The sequence below is a fragment of the Streptomyces galbus genome (genome assembly GCF_005280195.1).
In the GTDB taxonomy this organism is placed as follows: Bacteria; Actinomycetota; Actinomycetes; order Streptomycetales; family Streptomycetaceae; genus Streptomyces; species Streptomyces galbus.
Genome location: NZ_SZPR01000022.1, coordinates 13,689 through 36,221, shown reverse-complemented (window position 1 = coordinate 36,221; position 22,533 = coordinate 13,689). Strand labels below are relative to the sequence as shown.

Below are 22,533 nucleotides of genomic sequence, written 5' to 3'. Positions count from 1 at the left end.
ATGCCGGGTGAAACAGCAAAATGGCAGTCAGAACGTGCCCATCATCACGTAACTTCCGGTGCCGGGCGTGATAGGCCACCGCGAGCCGAAGTCATACTGAGCGGGCACGTTGTGTGCCCCGTGCAACGCACGCCGTAGATCCAGCGGTAAGGAAGCACCAACGATGCTCGCCTCCGGACAGGAACAACCTTCCTCGTCTCACAGACCCGTCGGCCGGTGGCCGTTGCCGATGTCGGGCTTCGTAGACGCGTTGGAGCACCTGCCGGACGCCGTGTCTGTGTCCGCCGCCCTGCGCAATGACGCCGGACAGGCCGTGGACATGCGCGTGGAGTACATGAACAAGGCCGCCAGATCGGGGCAACCTAACCCCGGAGCTGCGATCGGCGGTCTGTGCAGCCAGTTGTGGCCGCAGATGGTGGACAACGGCTCGTTCGCCGCCTGCATGCGTGTGCTCAACACCGGTGTCAGCGAGTCTGGTGCCTTCGTGTGGACGCAGGACGCGACGTACCGTCCCGCGGACTACGAGTACCAAGCCCTGCGCATCGGCGACAACCGACTGCTGTGGGTTTTGCGAGACAACAGCGCCCGCGTGCTGCGCGCGGAACTGCTCGCCGCCGTCACCACGGAACTGGCCAGCGCGGCCGAGACGGACGAGGTACTGCGCACGCTGACCACCCAAATCATGCCTGCGGTCGGCGCAACAGCGGGTGGTGCTGTGCTGAACGAGCCGGACAGCAACACCTACGTCGTGCGTCATATCCATGACGCCGAAGAGGGGCCGCGCCCTCCTGTTCCCTTCAGCGTGAACGCGCCGTATCCCATGGCGCACACCGCTCGCACGGGACAACCGCTGTACTTCAGCACCTCAGCAGAACGAGGCGAGGCATTCCCCGAAGCCGCGCCGTTCTTCACCGACCGGCACCAGTCAACCGCGGTCCTGCCGTTGCAGACAAGCAGCACCCTCTTGGGGGCTGTCAGCTTCCACTTCGCCATCCGGCACCCTTTCGACGCCGCAGAACGAGCCTTCCTCACCGCCCTGGTCGACCACTGCGCGCAGGCCGTGGAACGCATCCGCTTGCGCGCCACCCTCGACAAAGCCCACGCCCAGCTCCAGGTTCTCGCCGACCTGGGACGCCTCTTGCCCACCTCGCTGGATACCAGCACCACCTTCGACAACATCGTGGAGGCGGTCGTCCCCCGCATCGCCGACGGCTGCGTCATCCATCTCGTCGACCGCACCGGACAACCCGCCCTGGCGACCGTGCGGCACCACGACGCTGACCAGGAAGAAAGCCTGCGCTCCCTCCTACACCGATTTCCTCCGCAACTCGACGCCGCAGGGGGCATCGGCGCTGTCATACGCACCGGAGAGCACGAGCTGGTCACCAACGTGCCTGGCACCCTCGATCAGCTGGCCCGCAGCACAGAACACCGGGCCGCGCTGCGCCGCCTGGTCCCCGCCGCATCGTGGCTTGCCGTACCCATGGCCCACACTGGCAGCGTCATCGGATCCATGGTCCTCATGCAGTCGGCAACCGCCTCCGCCCTTTTCACACCCGCGGACGTCCCCTTCGCACAGGAACTCGCTCAACGCGCCACCCAGGCCGTCATCAACGCGCGCCGATACGCGGAACAGCGCGATGTCGCCCACACGCTCCAGGCCAGTCTCCTGCCGGGCGAACTGCCCAGTCTTCCCGGTATGGAACTCGCCGCCTGCTACCACCCCGGAGCGGAAGGCACCCTTGTCGGCGGCGACTTCTACGACATCGTCCCCACCGGCAAGGACACCTGGATGATTGCCATCGGGGACGTGTGCGGCAAAGGACCACACGCCGCAGCCCTGACCGGTCTCGTGCGGCACACCGCCCGTGCCGCCGCAAGAGCCGACGACCATCCCGCCGCGGTCCTGCAGGCCATCAATACCGCCGTGCTCGCCGAATCGCAGCAGCCGCGCTTTTGCACCGCCGCCTACGCCCGGCTCCACCTCGGCCGGCACACCGCCACGCTCACCCTCACCCTCGGCGGTCACCCCAGACCCCTCCTGCGTCACGCCAACGGTCAGATCACCGCCCTCGGCCAGGCAGGAACCCTCCTGGGAGTCGTCCCCACGCCCCGGCTGCACACCATCACCTACCCGCTGCATCCCGGTGACCTGCTGCTGTTCTACACCGACGGCGTCACCGAACGACGGGCCCCCGACAGGATGCTGGGCGAAGAAGGCATCCGGCACGTCCTGCACGCCACCCGCAACGGATCCGCCCAGGACGTCATCGCCGCCCTCGAGCAAGCCATCATCGACTTCACCCCCCGCCCCCTGGACGACGACTTCGCCGTCATGGCGCTGTGCCTGCTCTGACGCGCGGGAGCGCCCCTGGGACTGCGGAAACGGGTGTGGTGAGAGGTCACACCGATGTGCGGTCCAGGACCTTCGCCGCAGAGCGCAGAATCGTCACACTCGGGCCACAAACCGACCCGATTCCCTTGCAGCCGACAGAACATTCCCGCCGACGGCATACCGTGGACAACCCAGCCCAGCGACCACATCGCTCAGGGATCTACTCCGGCTGGAGAGACGGAAGTGCCCGCTGTGCTGGACGTTACGAACCGTAGCGGTGACCGCGTCACTGCCCGGCTGCCCCAGGACGTCGACCTCGACACCACGCCCAGCCTGCGTGCCATAGGCGATCGCATCATCGACGAAGGCTGCCGCCACCTCACCCTGGATGCCTCCCGCATGGCCTGCCTCGATTCCACCGGTCTGACCGCACTCATCCTCTGGTGGCAGCGTCTGACGTCTCTCGGCGGCACCCTGACTCTGAGCAGCGTCGATGCACACCTGTACGACGTGCTCCGCCGGCTCGGCCTGGACAGCGTCTTAACCATCACCCCCCGTACCGCTGCCTCCGACCCTTCAGACGGCTGACTGGCCAGGCCTTTCGGAAGCGCAGCTGCCCTAACGTGCCAGCGAGAGCTTTGGGGCGCTGGCCGGTCACGGCCTCTCAGATGCGAGGTGGTAGTAGGTCGTCACCGTCCGGTATGCGGGCACGGCGAGGTCGGGTAGCAGCCGGGCCGCCGTCACGGCATCCGCCGCGACCACCACGGCTCGCGCGGGCACCGTGTGCTCCCCGCCGACGACGACGCCGTCACTTTTCGGCGACTTCCTGGGACTGCGGATGACGGCCGCCTCCCAAGAGCTCACCCGCCCCCTGCTGGCCGAACTGCCGCAGGCCCTGCTCGACGGATACGGCATCGTCGGCGTCCCCCTCACCGCGGGCCGGGCCGCCGTGCTGCGGGCCTTGGGGGCGGGCCAAGTGGTGGGCCGTTCAACTCGAGGCTGGCGGGGACGTCTAGGCGCCGCAGCGCTCGGTCAGACGCGCAGCGCGGGGGGCCGAGGTTCCGGACGGCGCGGTCGTGGGAGCGCAGCAAACCGCCGGCCGGTACTTGATGTGCTGCCCCAACCGGCGGTCAGGGTCGACGTGCGAACGTAAGGGGCCCTCTAGCCGCGTACCGCGGCCAGGCCCTGGTCGTACAAGTCGAGGATGTCGCCCTGCCCCTTGCCCTCGAGCCACGTCGCGGTGGCGGCATCGAAGCATGCGAACGCGGTCGCGACGATTGCGCGGGCCTGTCCTCTGTCCGTCCCCGGGGGCGTCAGTCTTGGTTCGAGCAGCGGCAGCAGCTCCTCCTGGCAGCGCGCACGCTTGCGAAGGTAGGTGGCCCGCAGCGAGTCGGTGTCGTGCACCAGGCGGAATCGCTCCAGCGCCTCCTCGCGACTCGTGTGGAGGGAGAGCGCTGCCTCGAACGCGGCACGCAGCACCTCCCAGGCGCCTGCATCGGCGGGCTGGTTGCGGACGGTTTCCGTTACGAGAGTGACGAACTGTTCCTCGCTGCCGCCGATGAGGTCTTCTTTGGTGCCGAAGTAGCGGAAGAGGGTGCGCTGGGAGACGCCGGCCTCGCGGGCGATCTGCGCGATGGTCGTCTCGTCGTACCCCTGCTGCGTGAACAGGCGCAACGCGGTCTGAAGGATCTCCTGGGCGGCCAACTGCCGCGTGCGATCCCACAGCGTGGACGTAGCCGCCTCTTTGCCTGATGTTCCCTGCGCCATGTCATCAGTCTAGCGCGGCCTGCCAACCTGACACTCACATGGAGTTTGGCAGCGACTGACAGATGGGCGTACGCTGCCAGAAGCGGCCGGGCATCTGCACGGCGCTGCGCCTTGCAGTTCCCTTCCCCCTGCGGTGACGGAGCTGGAGGCCCCCGCCCCATCAGCAAGGAGAACAGCGTGGGAACAAAGACAGCACTCATCACCGGCGGAACCAGCGGGATCGGCAAGGCCACCGCAGAACTGCTCCACTCGCGCGGCTATCGCGTCATGGTCACCGGCCTCGGCGATCTGGACAGCGCCGGCCTTCCCGCAGACGTCCTCCCCGTCGAGGCCAACATCGGCTCCCTGACCGACATCGACCAGGCCCTGGACCAGGCGCGCGAACACCTGGGCTCCATCGACCTGCTCCACCTCAACGCGGGCCTCCCCCGCCCCGGCCTCTCGATCGAGTCCACCGACGAGGCCACCTTCGACGCCCTGTTCGACATCAACGTCAAGGGCACCTTCTTCACACTGCAAAAGGCGCTCCCCCTGCTGAACGAGGGCGCGTCCGTGGTGTTCACCGTCGGCGCCGCCGAGGGGCTCGGCGCAGCCATGACCGCCGCCAAGGGAGCCCTGCTGCCCCTCATGCGCTCCCTGGCCATCGAACTCGCCCCACGCCGCATCCGGGTCAACGCGGTAAGCCCAGGCGTGGTCAACACCCCTGCGTACAGCAAGATGGGCATCTCCCCCGACACGATCGCCTCCTGGGGTGAAGGCGTTCCCCTCGGCCGCCTCGGAGCCCCCGCGGACATTGCAGAAGCCGTCGCCTTCCTCGCCTCCGACGCAGCCGGCTACATCACCGGCGACAACCTGCTCGTCTCCGGCGGCATCGGCGTCCACGCCCGTGCCGTATAGGTGATGAGGCCACAAGCCAGCCTGGGTTACGGCAGCTCTGGCACGGAGTCCCGGAGCGCAATCTCGATCTGGTCGCCGGTGATCCGCAGATGCATCACGCCGGGCCGGGTGCGTAGCCACGGGGGTTGTAGGTTCACGGTCTCGTGCACGAGTAGGGCGATGCTCTGGCTGACCGCGATCGCGGTGTAGGGCGCGGGCCGGGGCAGCATGGGCGATGGCAGGCCGCAGTGCGACCGCGAGAGAGCAACAGTTGTGACGGTACAGGCGAAGCGCACGAGTGTGTTGGCCCTCGCCGAAACGGCGATTCCCATCATCGCGTCCTTGTCCGTACCGCCATGGTCCGACCTGCAGCTCGCGGTCGGCGTCGCGGGCGAGTCCCATTCGTCGGCGTGGTGGCCGTTGCTGCCTCTCGCGCCGTCCATGCATAACTGGATGGTGCGCTCAGACACAGCGCGCCCCTTACCTGCTGGCCGTCACCACCGCAAAGGCTCGGCGTAGGCGAGCTGCAGGTCGGTGCCGGGTCAGAGGGGGAGGGTTATGCCGAGTTCCTGCATGGCGGTTGAGGGGGGTCCGCCTTCGGAGCGTTCGGTTTTGTAGCCCTTGACGCGGGGCTGGAGGGTGCGGGGGTCGACGGCTTCGGCGGGTGCGCTCTTGGCGTAGAGGCCGTCGGGGTCGCTGTCGCGGTCGTGGGGCTGGAGCCAGAAGACGCGTCGGCGGAAGGTGCCCGAGGCGCGGGAGGCTTTGGCGTCGGCGTCGAGGATGGCGTAGCCGACCATGCGGCCGGGGCGGTGGTAGGGGGGCTTGCCTTTGCGGGTGGGCAGGCGGTCCAGGCTCTGGCGGACGTAGTCGAGCTGGTCGATGTCTTCCAGCCACACGAGTTCGGCCTCGTGGCTGATCTCGTCCGCACTGATGAGGGAACTCATGCCTGCGGGTCCCTTTCCTCGTCGGTGAGCAGTCCGATGCCCGGGTAGTACTTGCGGCTGTTGGACAGGATCATTTCCTTGGGCGAGGCCAGCCCGACGAGTTCCCGGGTACGGGCGGCGAACGCGCGTGAGGACATGACAGGTGCGGCTTCATTGTTGCACCAGGCCCTGTAGGCGGCGTAGAGCGTGGTCTGCTCGGCGCGCAGGTCGGGGGCCAGGCGGCAGCATTCGTCGTAGAAGCGGCCGGTGTGGTCTTCGGTCTCTGCGTAGGCAGTGGTGGCGATGCGTACGCGTCCAGGGCCGGTGAGGTCGCGGTCGCTGGCGAGGTAGCGGCGGGCGCCGTCGATGAGCCAGGCGAGGATGCCGGGGCCTTCTTCCATGACGAGGAGGTCGGCCAGGTTGTCGATCTTGCGGTCGTCGGGGACGACGCGTTCGAAGGGGATCAGGCGCATGCGGCGCCAGAACGCGAAGCCGCCGGTGCCGACTTCGGGTTTGTGGTTGCCCAGCAGCCAGAGTTTGTGGGTGGGTTCGAAGCTGAAGGGGTCCTGGCGCATGCGGCGGGCTTTGATGCGGTCGCCGCCGGTGAGGTGTTTGACGCGGGCTTCGTCGAACTTGTCGTCGGGGCGGATTTCGGAGCAGACGTAGATGCGCCGGCCGTGGAGTTCGGCAAGGTCGGTGGGGTGGCCTTCGAAGGGCTTGGCCATGAGGAAGCCGGGTGGGGCGGCGTCGGCGTAGTCGCCGAGGAGCTTCATCATGACGTCCAGCAGGACGGACTTGCCGTTTTTGCCCGTTCCCCAGAGGAAGGGGAGGATCTGGGCGCCGACGTCGCCGGTGATCGAGTAGCCGAGCAGCAGGTGCAGGTAGTCGATCATTTCGCGGCCTTCGGCGTCGTCGCCGAAGGTGTCGTCGAGGAAGCGGGTCCAGCGCGGGATGGGGGCGGGCCGGGGGCCGACGGTGGTGGAGCGGGAGTGGAAGTCCTTGTTGGGGTCGGGTGCCGTCAGCAGCCCGGTGCGCAGGTCGACGACGCCTGCGGGGGTGCACAGGGCGTAGGGGTCGGCGTCGAGGCGGTCGGCGTTGAGGACCATGCCGGGGGCGGATTTGGCCTGGGAGAGCATGGCGTTCATGCCGGTGGTCGACATGGCGCGGGTGCGGTGCTTGTGCAGGGCGGTGGTGGTGAACAGGCCGCGGGGGTCGTGGGAGGCGATGTGTTCGGCGAGGTCGCCGGCGGCCCACAGCACGGAGTCTTCTTCGTCCATCTGCCAGCGGGTGCCGTCCCACCGGTACCAGCCGATCTTGGGCACGTAGCGGTAGTCGTTGTTGTAGAGCTGGATGAAGAGCTTGGCGTTGCCGCGGTCGGTGAGGGTGTCCGGCAGCAGTCCGTTGGCGGTCGCCTCGCCGGCGGGCCGGTCGGGGGAGGGCCGTTCGGCGGCGCTCTGGGCGGGCAGGGGGACGGCGGCGGCCTGGCTGCGGATCTGGGCGGCGACGGCTTCAGCGTTGAACTCGAAAAGCGTCTCGTGGCCGGGGGAGGTCATGGGCGCCTCCCCGTGGTGTGGAGCGGCTTCTTCAGTCCTGCCTCGAGGCCGCTGCGGATGATCTGTTCGATGCGCTGCTCCTGGCCCGGGCGAGCGGCCTGGGCTGTGTCTCGCAGGGCCTGCTCGGCTTCCTCGCGGGGCAGGCGGCCAGCAGCGGCCAGGCCGCCGAGGGTGTAGGCGGCGCGGTTGAGGATGTCGGAAAAGCTTGCGCCTTCGGCGACCTGACCGCAGGCCTCGACAGGGCCCAGGACCGCGGCGAGGGTGCGCTCGGTGTGGCCGCGGCCGCCGCCGGCCGCGTAGACGGCCTGCTGGGCGCGCGCGGGTACGGGCCTGGGGGCGGGGACGGTGGGTGCGGGCAGGTGTCCGGTACGGTCGAGTTCCTGGGCCAGCCATTCCGGCAGTGGTGCTGGCTCGCGGCACTCCCCCAGCGGTGTGTAGGTGCCGTGCTGGGTCGTGGTGCCGGGAGCGATGATGTAGCTGCCCTGGGCGCGGATGTCGACCTGCCAGGCCAGGGCCCGGCCGGGGCTGGACCCTACGGAGGACAGCCAGCGCCGGGCCCGTGGGGCCCGGTACCAGACGTGAAGGCCCCCAGAGGGGGTGCGCACTCTCAGCGTGGTGCTGTCTTCGGCTGGGCTGAGCTGGCCGCGCAGCGCGGCGAGGACCGCCAGGGTGTGGAACCCGTTGGCGAGACCGGTCAGGTCGACCTGATCGCTGATGGGGATACCGGGCAGGATCCGGTCCCTGGCCGGCGGCTGAGCGGGGTGGGCGTCGATGTCGACGACGACCAGGCCGGCCGGACCGCAGGAGACGCCGATCCCGAACTCGGGGTTCTGCCCCCACCACTGGTTGATGCGGGCCTGGCTGAGGGTGGCCGCGTGGAAGCTGTGACACCAGCGTCCTGCCTTCAGGCAGGCGCAGTCGGCTGGCGGGTGCGGGTGCTCTCGGCAGCGGCTGCAGTTCGCGGCGGGGATCTTGCGGCCTGGAGCAAGGGGATGCACCGGCCAGCCGCGGCGGGCACACCATTGCGCAGTGACCCAGGAGGCAGCGACGGAGAGGTCCTGGCCGGGCTCGGCTGAGTCGCTGGGAGAAACATGCAGGTCAGAGGGCATCTCGTTCTCCTCCCAGCGACCGAAGCGACTCAATGACGGACACAGACTAGCGAATGAGGCCGGGGTGGTCGTGCAGCACATGCGGAACATCAGTGCTGCCGTGTCGATGACGGGACCGGTATCGGGAGGCTGCCAGCGACCGAAAGGACCAGCAGCGACCAAGGAGGAGTTCGGTCGCTGAAGTCTCTGTAGTGGAAAGTGGCTGGTTACAAGCTCGCGAGACGCAGATCAGCGACTGAAGCGACTGAAGCTTGCTGTTTGTAACGCACACGTACAGAGCCTGGAGAGGCAGGTATATAGCGAACCTGAGTCGCTTCAGTCGCTGCGGAATCCATGAACCCTTGCTGACCTGCACATTTACAGGCACATCTTTGGAGCGACTGAAGCCCTGCTTGGTAGCTGACGGTTCGGTCGCTGCCCGCCTCCCGCAGAGACCCAAGCGACCCAAGCGACCGGAGCGACCGAACTTCGGACAAGCCGCATTCGCAAGAGCCGGTAAGCCGACCAGTCCCTCGCGCTGGCTCTGATCGGCCTGGTGGAGGCACCGATGATGACCAGGTTGGTCCAGTCGAGGTGCGCACAGAGGCACCTGGACGCCCGGGCTGGGGGCCCGGCCCCCCAGCCCGGGCGTTGGCGTCTGGGGTGAACACGCCGCCCTTCCCTCGACCCGGCATCCGGCCCAGTTGCGATGGTGTACAGACGCAGGATGCACGCCGGGCTGGCGAGGTACTGGGCGGGTCGGTCACCCTGTTGGGGGGCTTGGGGTCATAGATGCGGGCGTATGCGGCTGAGAGTGATGTAGGCGTACCCCTCCCCCGCGCCCGGCGCCCTCGTCCAGGACCGGGTGGTGAACGTGCAGAGCCTTCCCTGGGTCAGCGCGAAGCGGGGCAGTGAAAGACCAAGTTCTGTGTGCAGGGCCGCCAGCATCCGTTGCTCACGGACCAGTTCGGTGTCGTCCGGGTCGCTGAGGCGAGCAGGGTCCAAAGCCTCGGGTATCGCGCCGGAGCGCTCGACGTGCGTCCCCCGTACGGTGAACGCGTACAGCTCTTCGCCCCGTTCTGCAACGGAGAGGTGAAACGCGGCCGGGTGTCCCTCCGCGGAGAAGGTCTTCGGGTCCCGCCACACCACAACCGCACGGCCACAGGAGGACGCGGCCGCCACTGGAGGCTGGAACATCTGGCTCATCCGGCGCTGGGAGTGGCCGTCGAAAGCGAAAGCCCACCCTGTGAGCTGCCGCCCACTGCGACCACCGCCCTGTCCTCCCAGGGCTCGGTGTCCTGCGGCCCGCCGGATCGGGGCGCCCGCCAGCGCACTCCAAACAGGTCCACGAGCGGGCTCAGCTGGGCGTCCTCTTCACCGATCAAAGCGGGTAGACGGACCGGGTCGACGCCTTCGACCCAGACACAGCGGTATCCGTCGAGCGGCTGCCCGTACCGTGCGGGCTCAGTCAGCCACTGCAGGCTGGGCGGATCGAGATCGGGCACCGGCTCGGGGGCGCGACCCGAGTGGCCCGCCCACGGTGTTGCGAGAATCTGCCGTCCGAGGTCCGGAGTGATCAGCGGGCCGAGGACCGGGTCGCCGAGCGGGGCGATCAATGACGGCCCAGGCGCTTCCCACTGAGGGAGTGCGTCGGCCAGCGTCCGCCAGGCGGCGTCGGTCGCGCCTCAGCGGGCCGACTCGCGGGCCTCGGCGACGGCCCGGCCCCAAGGGCCGGAGGGTGGTGCGTAGCGGTAGGTGCCGTCCCGCACGCCGCTCAGCACGGCCTCGGCGGTGTTCCAGGCCACTCCCCGAGCCGCCATCATCCCAAGCCAGTGGTCATCACCGTCCGGTCGCCAGGTGTTGTTTGCCTGTGCCATTGCCTCTACCGGGAGCACGTCGGGCAAGTAGCGCGGGTCGGCCGCCAGCAGGCCGTGACTCAGCGGGTTGCCAGGAGTGTTCAACTGCCGGAGCTGGGACAGCAGGACGGTGCTGTGTGGCCGGCCGAAGGAGGACGCCTCCTCAAGGAGAGGCAGGGCCTCCTCGTGCCGTCCCTGCAGAGCCAGCCGGCCGGCCCGGTCGACGCGCTCGTCCTGGGTCCGCGTGGTGGCGTTGGCGAAGTCGGGGCGCGGCCCGGTCGGCGTGGAAGCCCCTGTACATGGCTTTCATATAGGCGCGGAACGACGGATAGCGGTCCGGCATCTCACCGCTCCAGCCCTTGTAGACGTGAAGCGCCCACTCCCCGTCCTGGCCGATGTCGCCCGGATCGAGCAGGGCGTGCGACATGTCGGAGTCCGTCTTCAGCCGCAGCGCCCGTCGCCACATCCCGGCCAGCAGGACCTCCTCCCTGAGCGGGTGCTCGTCGAGGCTTTCCTCGTACAGCGGGCCATGTCATACGGGTCCCCGAACCAGTCGATGTCTGCGGTACCGCCGAGCTGATAGATCCCAGTGGTCTGCTCGACATGCCACCCGTCGCTCACGGCCAGGAACGTGCGGTACGAGGGCGGCAGCCGGCGCCCGGGCCGTTCCTCCGCCGCGGCGATCGCCGCCTCGTCCGCCCCGGGCCCTCCGAGAGGCATGGAGGATTGTGCTGCGTTCACCTCCTCATCGGGCCGCGGAACCCATTCATCCTGCCAACGCCCAAGGAAGTCAAGCCAGTTCAACTCGTCACTCATGGCGGATGGTGGCACGCTGCACTGACAGTGACGCCGCTTGCCGAGGTGAGCAGGCCGCCGAAGCCCTCCGTGGGCTTCCATGCCCACGCGGTGAGCATCCCGGCCGGCAGTGCGGCACAGTCCTGCAAGCCGAGGTAGCGGACCACCTCGTCGGCGGCCGCGGTGGCGAGCATCGCTGGCCGGCTTCGCTCCCAGGTGTCCGGCCATTCCGTTCGCTGCTGTGGCCGAGGTCAGGGGGCGGCCGGGACGCTGGTCAGTGTCCGCAAGGCTTTTTCGCGGGCGCGCAAGGCCAGCCATAGAAAGGAAGCCGCGATATGCGCGCTGCACATTCGACGTGCGGAGGTACCGGAGCCGAACAGCCCCCAGGGCTGGGCGGCGGAACCGCCCACCGGGACCCGCCACGCTTCAAGGCTGTTGAGCGTCCCGGCCGTTACCCCCCGAGACTCAGAGCCGATGCTGCCCTCCACGACCCGCGCTGAAGTGGCCAAGCCGCACGCGAAGCTGCCTCAGCCACAGAGCTGCTCGGCGCGCGGCCGGGGAAGCTGGCGAAAGCCGGGCAGCAGCTCCGGGGGGGGGAGTAGGGACATTGGGCGTGCACACCTGGTGCTTTTGGTTGCTGATGCCGTCGGAGGCAGTGGCGCCGGAACAAGCTGAGGCATCACGGCTCTTCGGCCAGCGGCTGGCCTGTTCGCCAGCGGGGTGCCTCGTCGTCAGGAACGTCCGGCGAGGCAAAGTGGAACGGCACGCCAAGGTGGCTGGCCAGTGCTCGGCCGACCTCGGCGGCGGCAGCGCCCGCTGGGGAGCCGCGGCGTTGGTAGACGGTCGCCAAGTGGCCTTCCCGGTCTGGGTCGTCCAGGACTGCAATCAGCAGCACGAACCAATCGTGCACGGTATCGCGCCGTCCCAGAGGGCCTCGACCGCAGCTACACGGCCCGGGAGAGCTGCGGCACGGGCTGCGAGCGACGGAATATCGAGCGGATCGGGCGGCGTGTGCTGCACCTGGTCGCCGAGAGTCTCGTATCGCGAGTGGACCACCCGCTCTGCCTCATGCAAGCTCAGCCCCAACGGGCGCAGGGCCTCCGACACGGACCTGATTGCCGACATCCGTCGGTCGCGCAGCACGTCTGCGTCGACCTCTCGGCGGATCCATTCCTCCAAGTAGGCCCACCAGCCGCTCACTGGGCCACCAGCCGGGATCTCAAGCCAAGCGTCATAGGTGCGAAAGTACGTCAGCCCGCCGCCCATTTGCCTGGTTCGCTCATCAGGGTCGACGCCCTGGACCGCCACGGCTGGCACCCCGTGGTCACCGCCGGCGAGAGCGCACCCACGCTGCCCTCCCCCGCGTCCGTAGACGACCGGCGCGGGGCGCCGCACGCTAGGCGAGCTCAGCAACGACGGCTTCTCGATCCGGTGGTCAGCGCCGACACGCCCGCTGCTGCCGGCCGTTCGCGCAGGGCAGTGCCCTGCGCGAACGGCCGGAGGTTCGGTGACGGCCGGGGCTCTAGTGACGCATAAGAGCGTTCCGGGCTGAAACCGGCTCTGACCTGGGGTGATGTGAGACCGTTTGTCGCGGATCTGCAGAACAAACGCGTCCCGGGCGTTCTGGTGATTCAGAACACACAGCCCCCGGAGCTGGCGCAACGTCAGGTGCCTGTGGGGCACTGCTTGTTCTGCCTATCCAGAACAAAGCGGTTTACATAGTGCTACCGTGCTGCCCGAACGTTGATCATCGCTGGAGGACCGCAGATGCAACAGCTGCCGATCGTCCGCCCCGGCGAGCGCGTCGTCGCGCGGTCGGACGGCAAGGGCGGCCTGATCCTGGGCGTGGAGAAGATCAAGGGCCGCGAGTTCGCCGCGAGCGCGCAGTGCAGCGGCTACGTCCTGGACGCCCGGCTGCTGATGGACGTGCTCGGCGGCCTGAAGATGCCCGGGAGCTGGTTCCAGGTCTGGTGCAAGCTCGTGGCGCTGCAGAACGCCAACCGCGCCGACGACACCACCCGGGCCGCCGCCCGCGGCTTCGTCAGGGCGACTCAGCGCGATCTGCAGGCCCGGTGCAACCTGTCGGCCGCCTCGGTGAACGAGGCGTCGCAGTTTTTTGCGCACATCGGCTGGGTGCGCACCGCCAAGCGCGGCATCCTCCAGCTGAACCCGTGGCTGACGGTGGCCGGCACCTCCGGCGAGCAGGAGAAGTGGCAGGTGCTGTGGAACAGCGCGGGCGCCCCGGCGTGCATCATCCCGCACCCCGACTACCCCACCGAGTGGCGCCAGGCCCGCGAGGCGGAGAAGAAGGCCGCCGAGGCCGCCCGCCGCAAGGAGAAGGTCGTCACGCTCCGGCAGCGGCGGCCCGTACGCAGGGCGAGCGCATGACCGCGCGCGGCATATCCTCGATACACGCCAACCTGATCGGAAGCGGTGAGGCTCCGTGAGCAGCTCCTACGTCCCCAGCCCTCCCACCGAGGCGCCCGTCACGATCGCCCGTGACGCCTTCCGCCTCCTGGCCCTGGTCGACGTCTCCACCGCCGCCCGCCGCGTCCTCGACGAACTGCTCTACCTCAGCGACCCCGAGACCGGCACCGCCGAGATCAGCCAGAACGAGATGTGCGCCGAGCTCGGCGCGAGCAAGCCCACCGTCAACCGCGGCTTCAAGGAACTGCGCGAGTGCGGACTCGCCTGGCGCCTCGGCGACGGCCGCTACCAGCTCCACCCCCTGCTGACCGGCGGCGCGGTCTCCTCCCCCGTCATGGCCGTACCCGAGATCAAAGCCGTCGACCCCGAAAGCTTCACCGAGCAGCGACGAGCCCGCTACGCCGCTCAGACGGCCAACCTCGACGCCACCGGCTGAAACTCCCACCGAGGCCCTGAGCGGCCCTCCAGCGGTCTCCTGGCCCGCCCCCGTGAAGACCACAGGCGCCGCGCCCTCCGGGGTGCGGCGCCTTCTTCATGCCCGCCACGGCCGATCCGGTAGCACCAGGTAAACCGGTTTGTTATGCGGGAGCAGAACAACGCCCAGCCCGCTCCCCCCTTCCACTCGCATCCACCCGTGCGCGGCGGGTGCAGGCGGTATCAGCGGTGCGCTGAGGGCCGCGGTCGAAGGGTCAAGCGGGGAGGGGCTCGTAGCAGTCGTAGTTGCGCTGGGCGATGATCTTGCCGTCCCGGAACTCAAGGAATGCCGCGATGTGTGCGCGCATGATGTGGCCGGCCGGCAGGGTCCCGAAGGGGACGGCGAGTGTGCCCGACCAGACCACCTCCAGGGCCACCTGGGAGCCGGACGCCACCGCGTTCAGGACCTTATAGTCCTGGCCGGTCAGCAACGAGCGGGCCGTAGCCGACGCGGCGAGGGTGGCTGTCAGGTCGCGCTCGACACCGGCCGGGAACAGCGCGTTGGGGAGCTGAGTGTGGACCATGTCCGGGTGCAGGAAGTCCTCCAGCTCCTCCGGCGGCGCCAACCGGGCCACCGCCTCGTGGTAGCGCAGGGCGGTATGGACGTAGGGATGGGTGCTCTCTTCACTCATAAGCACAACCATAGTTGCACAACCATGGTTGTCAAATAGAGACTGGCCTCATGAGCACACCAGTCGACCCGTCCGACCTCGACCTGGGCACCCTCGCCCTCTTCGTCGGCTCCGCCGCCGCCGGCGCCGTCCAGGAGGACCTCGCCGCGCAGGGGTTCGGCGACCTCAGGACGTCCCACGGGTACGTCTTCCAGCACCTGATCGACGCCCGGCCGACCGTGAGCGACCTGTCGGCCAGACTCGACATGACCCAGCAGGGAGCATCGAAAGTGGTCGCTGAGCTGGAGCAGCTTGGTTACGTCGAGCGCCTGCCGAGCGCGCACGACGCCCGTGTCCGCCACGTCGCCCTCACCCGCCGGGGCAAGGCAGCGGTCACCGCCGCCCGGGACGCGCGGCAACGGCTCGAACGACGTCTGCGGGAGCGCACCGGCACGCCGGACTTCGACGCGGCCCGGTCCGTCCTCATTGGTCTCCTGGACGAACTGGGCGGCACGGCGGCGGTCAGCCGCCGCGACGTCAGGCCACCTCGCTGAAACAGCGGTGCGCCGCCGAGGGCCGGGACGCGGCCGGGAGCGCGTTCGATGCGGATACCCAAGACGGCGTCCAAGGTGCAGACCTGGTCAGTCGACGACGTACTGGCGCCCGGAGCCTGCCCGCATCGTCGTAGCGGGCCAGCAGCAGCGACGCGGGAGCCGCCAGCTGGCCGGTGACCCCGCCGACCAGTGCCTCGGCCGTCACCCGCGACCACTGGTGAAGCATCGGTATCTGGGACTCGCGGTATTTGGCAGCCAACTTGTCGCGCAGGTCCGTTCGGCGTGCGGGCTGCGGGCGCCTGCCCTATGCCTGGAGCCAGTGGCGGCCGACGGGTGTCCAGCCGACGAGCCGGCGTGCGCCGCCGTCCGCCGGATCGTCACCGGGGCCGAAGTCGCCGCCCTCACGCACGAGACGCACTCCCGCCAAAACCGGCGCGAGGCGCCCACGGGCATCGTCCGGATACCGCGCCACGTCGTCGTCGAACTGCTCCAGGACGGCATCGCGCTCGTCGGCGGTGGCCATCGACAGGTAGAACAGGACCTGCCGCCAGGCGTAGGCCATGTCCTTGATGGTCGTCAGCGGCCGCGGGTTGCCATGAATCCGCGCGGCCAGGCGGCAGGTGGTGGCGAACGCTCCGCGGGCAAGTGCCGCCCAGCCGGACGGTGGAGTCACACCGACCGGGCCGGTGAGCAGGGCGAGGTTGTGCATGGTGAGGATCTGGGCCTGCTCGATCACCGCGCCCCCCTGGGCGACCGACAGCCAGGTCGTCCCCACGACGCCGGCCCGCTCGTGGCACAGCGCCGCGAACTGCGAAGCACCGCGGCGCCCTGGCATCGGCGGCCTCCTGCCCTAGGTCGACGACGGCCGCGCAGTCAATTCCGTAGTAGGCCGCGTACAGGGTGCCGTCGAGGAGTTCGGCCGCAGCCCGCGCGGCGTCGGGGAACTTGGGCGTGAAGGTGCCCATGAAGATGTCAGCGGCGAGCTCCTCGGTCCACGGCAGGGTGAGCCCCGCGGTTCGGGCGAGTGTGGCGAGCTCGCTCACCAGAGGGTTGGGCAGGATGGTGCCGGGCCAGCCCAGCAGCGCGAGTTCGCCGAGGTTGGCCAGGGTGCGTCGTGCCGTGGCGCGCACCGGGTCGGTGGTCTGTCGGTGCCGTTCGACGGCCCGTACCCAGGTCCCGGCGCTGACATGCCGGGGGCGGAGCGGCTTGGTCGAAGATTTCAGCCGAGCCAGACGATGTCCACGACGTACAGGCGTCCGGCCGGGCGGTTGATCCAGTAGACGGCGGTGAGCTGTCCGACCGAAGCGGATCGGACGTCCTCGCCTTCGGGGTCGCGGGGGTTGAAGGGCGGGAACGACCACGGGTCGCGGCCGGCGATGTCCAGGACGTCCCTCAGCATCTCGCGTGCGTGGCCGGGCAACTCCTTGATGGCGCCTGCTGCTTGGGGCGACAGGCGGGCGGGCCGGGGCGGTTGTGCGTCGCTCACGTCCGGGCTCCGAGGACCTGGTCCAGGTCGATGCCGTCGGAGTCGTCGCACCCACCCTCGATGAAGGCGTCGACAGCCGGAGCCGAGGCGAGGCGGGCCCGCCAGGTGCGGATGACCAGGTGGACCGGGGTGAGGCTGAAGGAGTGCCGGGCGTCATCCAGCGCGCGTGCCCAGTCCTGTTCGAACGCGGGCACCCACGTGTCGGCACGGCGGTCGGCGCGCAGCTCAGCGAGTAACTGGGCAGCGGCCGCGGGGGTCGGCAGGGCGGAAGCTTCCTCGGGCTGCGCGCTCATCGGTTCCTCCTGGCGGGTCGTATCGCCACCGTACGCGCGTTGCGGGGCGGTGGGGACGGGATGCGGTGATCCCCTTCCCGTGCCGGGCGCTGTCAGTCGATGACGTCGTCGTCGGTGCGGTCGCCGAGGATCTCGCCGACCGCATCCGGCGCGGCGGGTCAGGGCAGGGCTGTCAGCGTTTGACGCGGTTGCGGACGGCGAGGACGGCCAGGCCCAGGAGGATGGGTTCGCTCAGGCGGGAGGTCATCTCGATGTAGGTTCCGGCGGTGGTCAGGTCCTGGCCGGAGGCGCGGAACACCACCGAGTTGAGGGTGACGTTCAGGGCCTTCTCGAAGCGCTTACCGGTGAACCGGTCGCCGGTGGGGTTCTGGGGATCGTCCTTGTCGATCTCGAAGGTGACCTTGCCGCCGCCGGCCGGGACGGTGCCGGTTGCGGTCTGCTTCGGGGTGTCCTGTGTGAGGCCGAAGGCCATCAGCAGGACGATGGTGACGAGCATGGCCGCCCCAAGCCAGGCCAAAGCCCGGGAGGCGCGCAGGCCGTAGCCGGACAGCGCCCAGTACGCCGTCAGCAGCCCGCGTTCGCTGCGGGGGATGTCGTCGGCGTGGCGGCGCATCTCCATTTCCCCGTAGTAGAAGTCCGCCGCCCCCGGCTCGTGTTTGCCGTCCTCGAAGGCCTTGCGCAGCGCCCGGTACACCGGAGCCAGCTGCAACGGCCCTGCCCGCCCGGTGCCGTGAACCCAGCCGGGCACCGCTCCCGGCTGGCGGGCGCGCCAGTGGTGTTCCTCGGCCAGGACACGGCGCTCGGTGAACCGCACGGGTCGCCAGCGCCGCCAGTGCACCGCCGGCGGAGCGGCATCAAAAATGCAAGCACCCTCCAGACGGAGCCGGTCCAGGTGGACCGTGCCCGTGAACAGACACTCCGACAGGTCCAGGTCGGCCAGCACCAGATGGGCCGCATCCACCCCGCGCAGCGACGCCACCCGCACCCCGGGGTCGTACGCGCTCGGGAAGAGATCTTCGCCGAGCGGGCGGCCGTTGTTGAGCACGAACCGATCCGGCTCGGCTGCGATCGTGAGGGGGTACTCGAACACGGCATGAGCGAAGTCCACCGTGGCATAGCGCAGGCGGATCTCCGCCGTCGATGACCAGCGAGTACGACGGCATTCCAGACGGCGCGCAGCGAACGAGAGGGTCATCGGGCCACCGAATGCCGCACCGGACAGCACAACGCGCCCGACACACGCAAAAGGGCCCAACTGGTCAGCGTTAGTGAAGGTCGCCGACTCCAACAGAGCGTCGCCCCCGAAAGTCGCTGACTCGAACCGGGCGTCGCCCTCAAAGATCGTCGACTCGAACCTGGCGTCGCTCCCGAAGGTCGTCGAGTTGAAAAGGGCCATGCCCTCGAAGGTCGCCGACCAGAACCCAGCGCCGCCCTGGAAGGTGGCCGACCTGAACAATGCGGCGCCTCCGAAGGTCGCCGACCCGAACTGGGCGACGTCTGCGAAAGTCGCCGAACTGAACCAGGCGTCCCCTTCGAAGGCCGCCGACCCGAACCAGGCGATGCCCTCGAACGTCGCCCCTTCGAACCAGGCGACGCCCTTGCAAGTCGCCGACTCGAACCGGGCGACGCCCTTGAACGTCGCCTCTTCGAACCCTGTGACGCCCTCGAAGGTCGCCGACTCGAACCGGGCATCGCCCTCGAAGGTCGCCGATTCGAACTGGGCGTCGCCTTCAAACGTCGTCGGCTCGAAGCAGGCATCGCCCTTAAAGATCGCCGACACGAATCGGGCCACGCCTTTGAACGTCGTCGGCTCGAACCAGGCATCGCCCTCAAAGATCGCAGAAGCGAAACTGACGTGGGTTTCGAAGATCGCAGATCCGAACCCTGCGTCGCTCTCGAAGGTTGCCGATCTAAACCCGACGTGCCCCCTGAACGTTGCCGATCTGAACCAGGCGTCGCCCTTGAAGGTTGTCGACCTGAACCAGGCGTCGCCCTTGAAGGTTGTCGACCTGAACCAGGCGTCGCCTTCGAAGGTCGCCGACCCGAACCAGGCAGCGCCCTCGAACGTCGCCCCTTCGAACCTTGTGACGCCCTCGAAGGTCGCTGACTCGAACCCTGCGTCGCCCTCGAACGTCGCCCCTTCGAACCGGGCTTCGCCTAAGCGGGGGTGCCCCGTAGTGGGGTCACGAAGGGTGTCCAGTAAGACGTTCAGGAGGGGTGGAGTGAAGGTGATGCCCCGGTGGTCGATGCTGGCGCCGGGAGCCAGGCTGCTCAGATAGGCGTTGCGGTCGGGGTCAGCCAGGTGTGCGAAGCACGCGGTGTGGCCGGGGACGTTGATGCCGCGGCAGCCGACGGGATCGGCAGCAGGGTCTGCACCGTATGCGCAGTGCGGCCATGCCGGTAGTGCGTATCTGCTCATGTTGTGGCGGCTCCATGGCGTCCTGGTGTCACGGCGCCTGTACGGACGCCCCGAGGACCGGAAACGGTTCGCACTCAGCGGTGATCAACATCGGGCGATCGACTCCCGTACTCCGAGCGCGCCCGTCGGCGCCGCGGGCTCGCGTCGGCCCGCCTCGGCGAAGCGGTGTCCGACGTCCTGGCGTGTGCCGACGACGCAACGAGCCGGAGCCGGGGCACTGTCGGTCGCTCGAATTGGGCTCCGAAGCGTGGGCCCCCCGCGCATGTCTCCGCCGAGGAGAAGCCGCTCGACCCGCTCGACTTCCCGCAGACGCTGCATGACGCCCAGAGCCGGGCCGCCGAGCTGCACGCCCAGCAGGAGCGCCTCCCCTGGTCCCGCGAGCCGCACGAGGGGTGGCCAGCGGTGGAGGAACGGGGCCAGGAGCGAGCCGGCCGCGAGCCCTAGCCCGCTGGCACCCCGCCGACGCCGCGGCCTACGACCGGCTGTGGGTGGAACTGCGGGAGGCGACGGCAGAGGTGCAGACGCACGACTGGTGGAAGACGTGCCGGGAGCACGGTGTCCAGGGCGCGGACCTGGTCGCCGTTCGCCAGGCCCTCAAGACCGCGGGGGGCACAGGGCGCGCCCGCGGCCGTATCTTCCTCGACGACTGCGCCGCAGCGCTGTCGAGGCGATGGGTCAGTCCTCGGCGGCGTACTGGCTGCCGATGGTCCACCAGGTGGCGCGGTCGGTGCCCTCCGGGACCGGCTGACCGAACAGGCCAGCTGCATGGGCGACCGCGTGCTGGGTGACGTAGCGGTCGGCGTCGCGAACTTGCAGGTGGTGGCGGATCGTGTCGTCGTCCCAGCCCAGCATCTGGAAGAAGGCGCCGTTGGTGCCGGCCATCATCTGGGTGTAGGTGTGGGCGTCGGTCATGGCGTAGGAGGACAGGCGGGCCCACTCATCCAGGTTGTGCGGAAGCCGCTGCCCGAGCGCGATCACCTCGTTTAGGTGCGTGATCGCCCAGCGGGCGAGGTCGGCCTGCGCGACCAACAGCACCGGCGGTACCGCCTGGCCGTCGCAAACCGGCACGGCCGCAGCGCGCGAGGCACTGCAGGCCGGCGGGAGTTGTTCGCGGACCTGGCGCAGCGCCTGGGTGTGGGAGACCCCGAGCGCCTCTTGGTAGCGGCGGGCGTCGTTACGGCGGGCGTGAGAGGACATGAGGATGCCTTCCGGCTCCGGTGCCGCTGCCGTGATCTGCGGCCGTGGCCGGGGGTAGGCCACATCGGCGTGCTGCGATGCCGCGCAGGCAGCTGGGGCCTACTTCCCGCCTCACGGGTACGGGTGTGTTTCAGCCGGGGCACCGTCGCAGCGCTTGGAGCGGCACCGCCCTGACCAACGAAATCAGCATGACGCGGTCACGTCCTCGCGACGACATGCTCCAACGTCGCCTGCGTTCGGGATGCGAATAGGGTCGAGGCGACGACGACGAGCCTCATCCGAGCAGCAGTGACCCTTCCGTGTGGGGCTCGACGGGTTCTGCTTCGCCGCAGCCGCAGCCATGACGTGCCGCCGCAGGCCGTACGGCGGGTCGGATCATGCGGTAGGGGTCCCGAGGACTGGGCGCGGGGTGAAACCCGTGTCGTGCGTACCAAGTGCGCAGGTCCTCGTGCAGCAGCCCCTGCTCCCGCCAGGCGGGGAAGGGTGCTGCCGCCAGACCGACGGGGCCGCAGCGGGCGTGCGCCAGCACGGCGTGCAGCAGGCGGGTGGCGTGGCCAAGCCGGCGGTAGCGCGGCTCAACTCCGATGTGGCTCACCCACAGGACATCGCCGTCCAGGGCGTCGAGGTAGGCAACCCGCTCGGTCTGCGTGTGCACCTCCCACACCAGACGCGGGGCGTCCGCGCGGACGCGGATCAGGCGTACGTCGTCACTCACTCGTCGTCCTCCGATCCCGTCGTGCGTTGGCAGGCTTGTGCAGCAGGTCCTGGCCGTTCACGTGCGAGGTGTTCGGGTCGGCAGCCCGGTCCGCGTCAGATCTGGCGGTCCGGGAGCTCCGTACACGTCCCCCGGCAGTGATCACAGGTGCCGATGGCGTCGTGCTTCGACGGTTCGCACACACTCCCGCAGGGGTTGCCGTCAGCTCGTTCGGCGGCCAGTTGGACCTGCCCGGGGGCATACAGGCCGCTGCCGCCTCGCAGGTAGTAGCCGGGGTCGGCAGCGAACATCCGGACGGACGTGACGACCAAGGTCTGCCCCGTGTCCGGGCCCGTCAGGACCAGGACCGAGTCTCCGGCCCTGTGGTACTGCCGCATGAGCGCTGTCCTCACTTCTCGCGGAAACCCGGGATCGTCGCCGGCCGGGGCTTCGGCGGGGCCTGTCAGCGCCACCCCATCTCCTTCTCCCAGTCGACGAAGTCGGCGCCTTCCTCTTCCTGGCGCTGGTAGTCGTCGGCGGCCTGCCGGTTCGCTGCCCGTTCGGCGTCGTTCTGCGGGTCAGGGAACGGGTAATTGATGCTCGCCATTAAGGGCTCCGGAATTAGTAGTCGAGATCGAGGTAGTCGATGTCGTTGATTGCCACGTCCGACAGTCCCATGGCGCGTCCTCCGCCGTCTTGGAAATAGATTTCCTTGAACCCGTCGGCGATGATTTGGCGCATCTGCTGGTCGCTGGCGCCTGCGTCTCGGGCGTCGAAGAGACGCTGCGCGTACTCGGGGGGCAGGTGGACGGTGAGGCGGCGGAAGCGTCCGTCGTCGGTCGTGCCGACGGGGGCGGTGTAGCCGAAGCGGGCCCGGGTCTCCACGGTGATGCCGGTGCTGGAGGCGGCCTGGCGCTGCCGGCGCTTGCGCACCAGCGGCTGCCAGCGGGCCCGCACCGCGGTCTCGATCTTCGCGGCGACGTCAGGGCGTGCGTGCTTGCGGGCGCCGCGCCGGTAGCGGTTGACGGAGTCGGCGGTGACGCCGATCTCCTGCGCGACGGCCTTCGCGCTGCCGAACTGCCGGATCAGGAACCCGATCTGGCCCTTCAGCGTCTTGGGGGGCTCCTTGGTGAACGACTCCTGGTCGGCGCGCTCGATGGCGTCTTCGATCTCTCCGGCCACGGC

At 69.1% G+C, this 22,533-nt stretch carries 21 protein-coding genes and 2 pseudogenes; 6 read left to right on the top strand and 17 right to left on the bottom strand.

The window, feature by feature from the left end; translation table 11 throughout:
* Positions 1 to 229 precede the first annotated feature (229 nt).
* Positions 230 to 2,356: a GAF domain-containing SpoIIE family protein phosphatase gene (locus tag E4U92_RS26975; RefSeq protein WP_206666484.1), complete on the top strand. Its 2,127-nt coding sequence runs from the start codon at positions 230 to 232 to the stop codon at positions 2,354 to 2,356.
* A gap of 222 nt (positions 2,357 to 2,578) precedes the next feature.
* Positions 2,579 to 2,923, top strand: coding sequence for an STAS domain-containing protein (locus E4U92_RS26970; protein ID WP_168725212.1), 345 nt, complete (start codon positions 2,579 to 2,581; stop codon positions 2,921 to 2,923).
* A 573-nt stretch (positions 2,924 to 3,496) separates the two neighbouring features.
* Here E4U92_RS26970 and E4U92_RS26965 read toward each other — a convergent pair.
* On the bottom strand, positions 3,497 to 4,102 hold the full coding sequence (locus tag E4U92_RS26965; protein ID WP_137303062.1) for a TetR/AcrR family transcriptional regulator: 606 nt from the start codon (positions 4,100 to 4,102) through the stop codon (positions 3,497 to 3,499).
* A 177-nt stretch (positions 4,103 to 4,279) separates the two neighbouring features.
* On the opposite strand from E4U92_RS26965, the gene E4U92_RS26960 reads away from it, so the two are divergent.
* Entirely contained in the window at positions 4,280 to 4,999 is a 720-nt protein-coding gene (locus E4U92_RS26960) for an SDR family NAD(P)-dependent oxidoreductase (protein ID WP_137303061.1), read from the top strand.
* A 26-nt stretch (positions 5,000 to 5,025) separates the two neighbouring features.
* Here the strand turns inward: E4U92_RS26960 and E4U92_RS26955 are convergent, their stop codons facing one another.
* From E4U92_RS26955 to E4U92_RS37165, 7 genes and pseudogenes are all read right to left on the bottom strand, one after another.
* The gene (locus E4U92_RS26955) at positions 5,026 to 5,448 is read right to left on the bottom strand and encodes a hypothetical protein (protein ID WP_137303060.1); all 423 of its coding nucleotides are present in this window, start codon (positions 5,446 to 5,448) and stop codon (positions 5,026 to 5,028) included.
* Between the two features lie 72 nt (positions 5,449 to 5,520).
* A complete protein-coding gene (locus tag E4U92_RS26950) occupies positions 5,521 to 5,922 on the bottom strand; it encodes a DUF6009 family protein (RefSeq protein ID WP_137303059.1) in 402 nt (133 codons plus the stop codon).
* Positions 5,919 to 7,454: a DNA primase family protein gene (locus tag E4U92_RS26945; RefSeq protein WP_137303058.1), complete on the bottom strand. Its 1,536-nt coding sequence runs from the start codon at positions 7,452 to 7,454 to the stop codon at positions 5,919 to 5,921. The genes E4U92_RS26950 and E4U92_RS26945 overlap by 4 nt, the downstream gene beginning before the upstream one ends.
* The gene (locus E4U92_RS26940) at positions 7,451 to 8,452 is read right to left on the bottom strand and encodes a bifunctional DNA primase/polymerase (protein ID WP_241681784.1); all 1,002 of its coding nucleotides are present in this window, start codon (positions 8,450 to 8,452) and stop codon (positions 7,451 to 7,453) included. The genes E4U92_RS26945 and E4U92_RS26940 overlap by 4 nt, the downstream gene beginning before the upstream one ends.
* 876 nt (positions 8,453 to 9,328) lie before the next feature.
* Positions 9,329 to 11,214, bottom strand: a pseudogene (locus tag E4U92_RS26935) (SMI1/KNR4 family protein).
* Positions 11,211 to 11,420: pseudogene (locus E4U92_RS26930) on the bottom strand (hypothetical protein); the annotation flags it as partial. The pseudogenes E4U92_RS26930 and E4U92_RS26935, both read right to left, overlap by 4 nt.
* 452 nt (positions 11,421 to 11,872) lie before the next feature.
* The gene (locus E4U92_RS37165; protein ID WP_308433345.1) at positions 11,873 to 12,088 is read right to left on the bottom strand and encodes a hypothetical protein; all 216 of its coding nucleotides are present in this window, start codon (positions 12,086 to 12,088) and stop codon (positions 11,873 to 11,875) included.
* An 872-nt stretch (positions 12,089 to 12,960) separates the two neighbouring features.
* On the opposite strand from E4U92_RS37165, the gene E4U92_RS26920 reads away from it, so the two are divergent.
* Together E4U92_RS26920 and E4U92_RS26915 are read left to right on the top strand one after the other, a co-directional pair.
* The gene (locus E4U92_RS26920; protein WP_137303056.1) at positions 12,961 to 13,581 is read left to right on the top strand and encodes a hypothetical protein; all 621 of its coding nucleotides are present in this window, start codon (positions 12,961 to 12,963) and stop codon (positions 13,579 to 13,581) included.
* Positions 13,582 to 13,636: 55 nt separating this feature from the next.
* Positions 13,637 to 14,056, top strand: coding sequence for a helix-turn-helix domain-containing protein (locus E4U92_RS26915; protein WP_137303055.1), 420 nt, complete (start codon positions 13,637 to 13,639; stop codon positions 14,054 to 14,056).
* A gap of 253 nt (positions 14,057 to 14,309) precedes the next feature.
* Here E4U92_RS26915 and E4U92_RS26910 read toward each other — a convergent pair whose 3' ends face one another.
* A complete protein-coding gene (locus E4U92_RS26910) occupies positions 14,310 to 14,726 on the bottom strand; it encodes a nuclear transport factor 2 family protein (RefSeq protein WP_229863589.1) in 417 nt (138 codons plus the stop codon).
* 50 nt (positions 14,727 to 14,776) lie between these two features.
* Here E4U92_RS26910 and E4U92_RS26905 point away from each other — a divergent pair, with 50 nt between their 5' ends.
* Complete coding sequence (locus E4U92_RS26905) at positions 14,777 to 15,259, top strand: MarR family winged helix-turn-helix transcriptional regulator (protein WP_137303053.1); 483 nt, start codon at positions 14,777 to 14,779, stop codon at positions 15,257 to 15,259.
* A gap of 304 nt (positions 15,260 to 15,563) precedes the next feature.
* Here E4U92_RS26905 and E4U92_RS26900 read toward each other — a convergent pair whose 3' ends face one another.
* From E4U92_RS26900 to tpg, 8 genes are all read right to left on the bottom strand, one after another.
* Entirely contained in the window at positions 15,564 to 16,094 is a 531-nt protein-coding gene (locus E4U92_RS26900; protein ID WP_137303052.1) for a hypothetical protein, read from the bottom strand.
* A gap of 384 nt (positions 16,095 to 16,478) precedes the next feature.
* Entirely contained in the window at positions 16,479 to 16,745 is a 267-nt protein-coding gene (locus tag E4U92_RS26895) for a hypothetical protein (protein ID WP_137303051.1), read from the bottom strand.
* A complete protein-coding gene (locus E4U92_RS26890; protein ID WP_137303050.1) occupies positions 16,742 to 17,038 on the bottom strand; it encodes a DUF6247 family protein in 297 nt (98 codons plus the stop codon). The genes E4U92_RS26895 and E4U92_RS26890 overlap by 4 nt, the downstream gene beginning before the upstream one ends.
* Positions 17,039 to 17,210: 172 nt before the next feature.
* The gene (locus E4U92_RS26885; RefSeq protein WP_137303049.1) at positions 17,211 to 19,457 is read right to left on the bottom strand and encodes a pentapeptide repeat-containing protein; all 2,247 of its coding nucleotides are present in this window, start codon (positions 19,455 to 19,457) and stop codon (positions 17,211 to 17,213) included.
* A gap of 675 nt (positions 19,458 to 20,132) precedes the next feature.
* Positions 20,133 to 20,654, bottom strand: coding sequence for a hypothetical protein (locus E4U92_RS26880; protein ID WP_137303048.1), 522 nt, complete (start codon positions 20,652 to 20,654; stop codon positions 20,133 to 20,135).
* 274 nt (positions 20,655 to 20,928) lie between these two features.
* Positions 20,929 to 21,369, bottom strand: coding sequence for a GNAT family N-acetyltransferase (locus tag E4U92_RS26875; protein ID WP_137303047.1), 441 nt, complete (start codon positions 21,367 to 21,369; stop codon positions 20,929 to 20,931).
* 442 nt (positions 21,370 to 21,811) lie between these two features.
* Positions 21,812 to 21,955, bottom strand: a complete 144-nt coding sequence (locus tag E4U92_RS36020; RefSeq protein ID WP_168725211.1) for a hypothetical protein — start codon at positions 21,953 to 21,955, stop codon at positions 21,812 to 21,814.
* Between the two features lie 14 nt (positions 21,956 to 21,969).
* Positions 21,970 to 22,530 (bottom strand): telomere-protecting terminal protein Tpg, encoded by a 561-nt coding sequence (gene tpg, locus E4U92_RS26865; RefSeq protein WP_137303045.1) that lies wholly within the window; start codon positions 22,528 to 22,530, stop codon positions 21,970 to 21,972.
* Positions 22,531 to 22,533 lie beyond the last annotated feature (3 nt).

Bases quoted from the DNA above. Each gene is read 5' to 3' on its own strand.
- E4U92_RS26975 (WP_206666484.1), top strand. From the start codon at position 230: ATGTCGGGCTTCGTAGACGCGTTGGAGCACCTGCCGGACGCCGTGTCT.
- E4U92_RS26905 (WP_137303053.1), top strand. From the start codon at position 14,777: ATGAGCACACCAGTCGACCCGTCCGACCTCGACCTGGGCACCCTCGCC.
- E4U92_RS26910 (WP_229863589.1), bottom strand. From the start codon at position 14,726: ATGAGTGAAGAGAGCACCCATCCCTACGTCCATACCGCCCTGCGCTAC.
- E4U92_RS26965 (WP_137303062.1), bottom strand. From the start codon at position 4,102: ATGGCGCAGGGAACATCAGGCAAAGAGGCGGCTACGTCCACGCTGTGG.
- E4U92_RS26920 (WP_137303056.1), top strand. From the start codon at position 12,961: ATGCAACAGCTGCCGATCGTCCGCCCCGGCGAGCGCGTCGTCGCGCGG.
- E4U92_RS36020 (WP_168725211.1), bottom strand. From the start codon at position 21,955: ATGGCGAGCATCAATTACCCGTTCCCTGACCCGCAGAACGACGCCGAA.
- E4U92_RS26885 (WP_137303049.1), bottom strand. From the start codon at position 19,457: ATGAGCAGATACGCACTACCGGCATGGCCGCACTGCGCATACGGTGCA.
- E4U92_RS26900 (WP_137303052.1), bottom strand. From the start codon at position 16,094: ATGCCAGGGCGCCGCGGTGCTTCGCAGTTCGCGGCGCTGTGCCACGAG.
- E4U92_RS26945 (WP_137303058.1), bottom strand. From the start codon at position 7,454: ATGACCTCCCCCGGCCACGAGACGCTTTTCGAGTTCAACGCTGAAGCC.
- E4U92_RS26890 (WP_137303050.1), bottom strand. From the start codon at position 17,038: ATGAGCGCGCAGCCCGAGGAAGCTTCCGCCCTGCCGACCCCCGCGGCC.
- E4U92_RS26880 (WP_137303048.1), bottom strand. From the start codon at position 20,654: ATGTCCTCTCACGCCCGCCGTAACGACGCCCGCCGCTACCAAGAGGCG.
- E4U92_RS26950 (WP_137303059.1), bottom strand. From the start codon at position 5,922: ATGAGTTCCCTCATCAGTGCGGACGAGATCAGCCACGAGGCCGAACTC.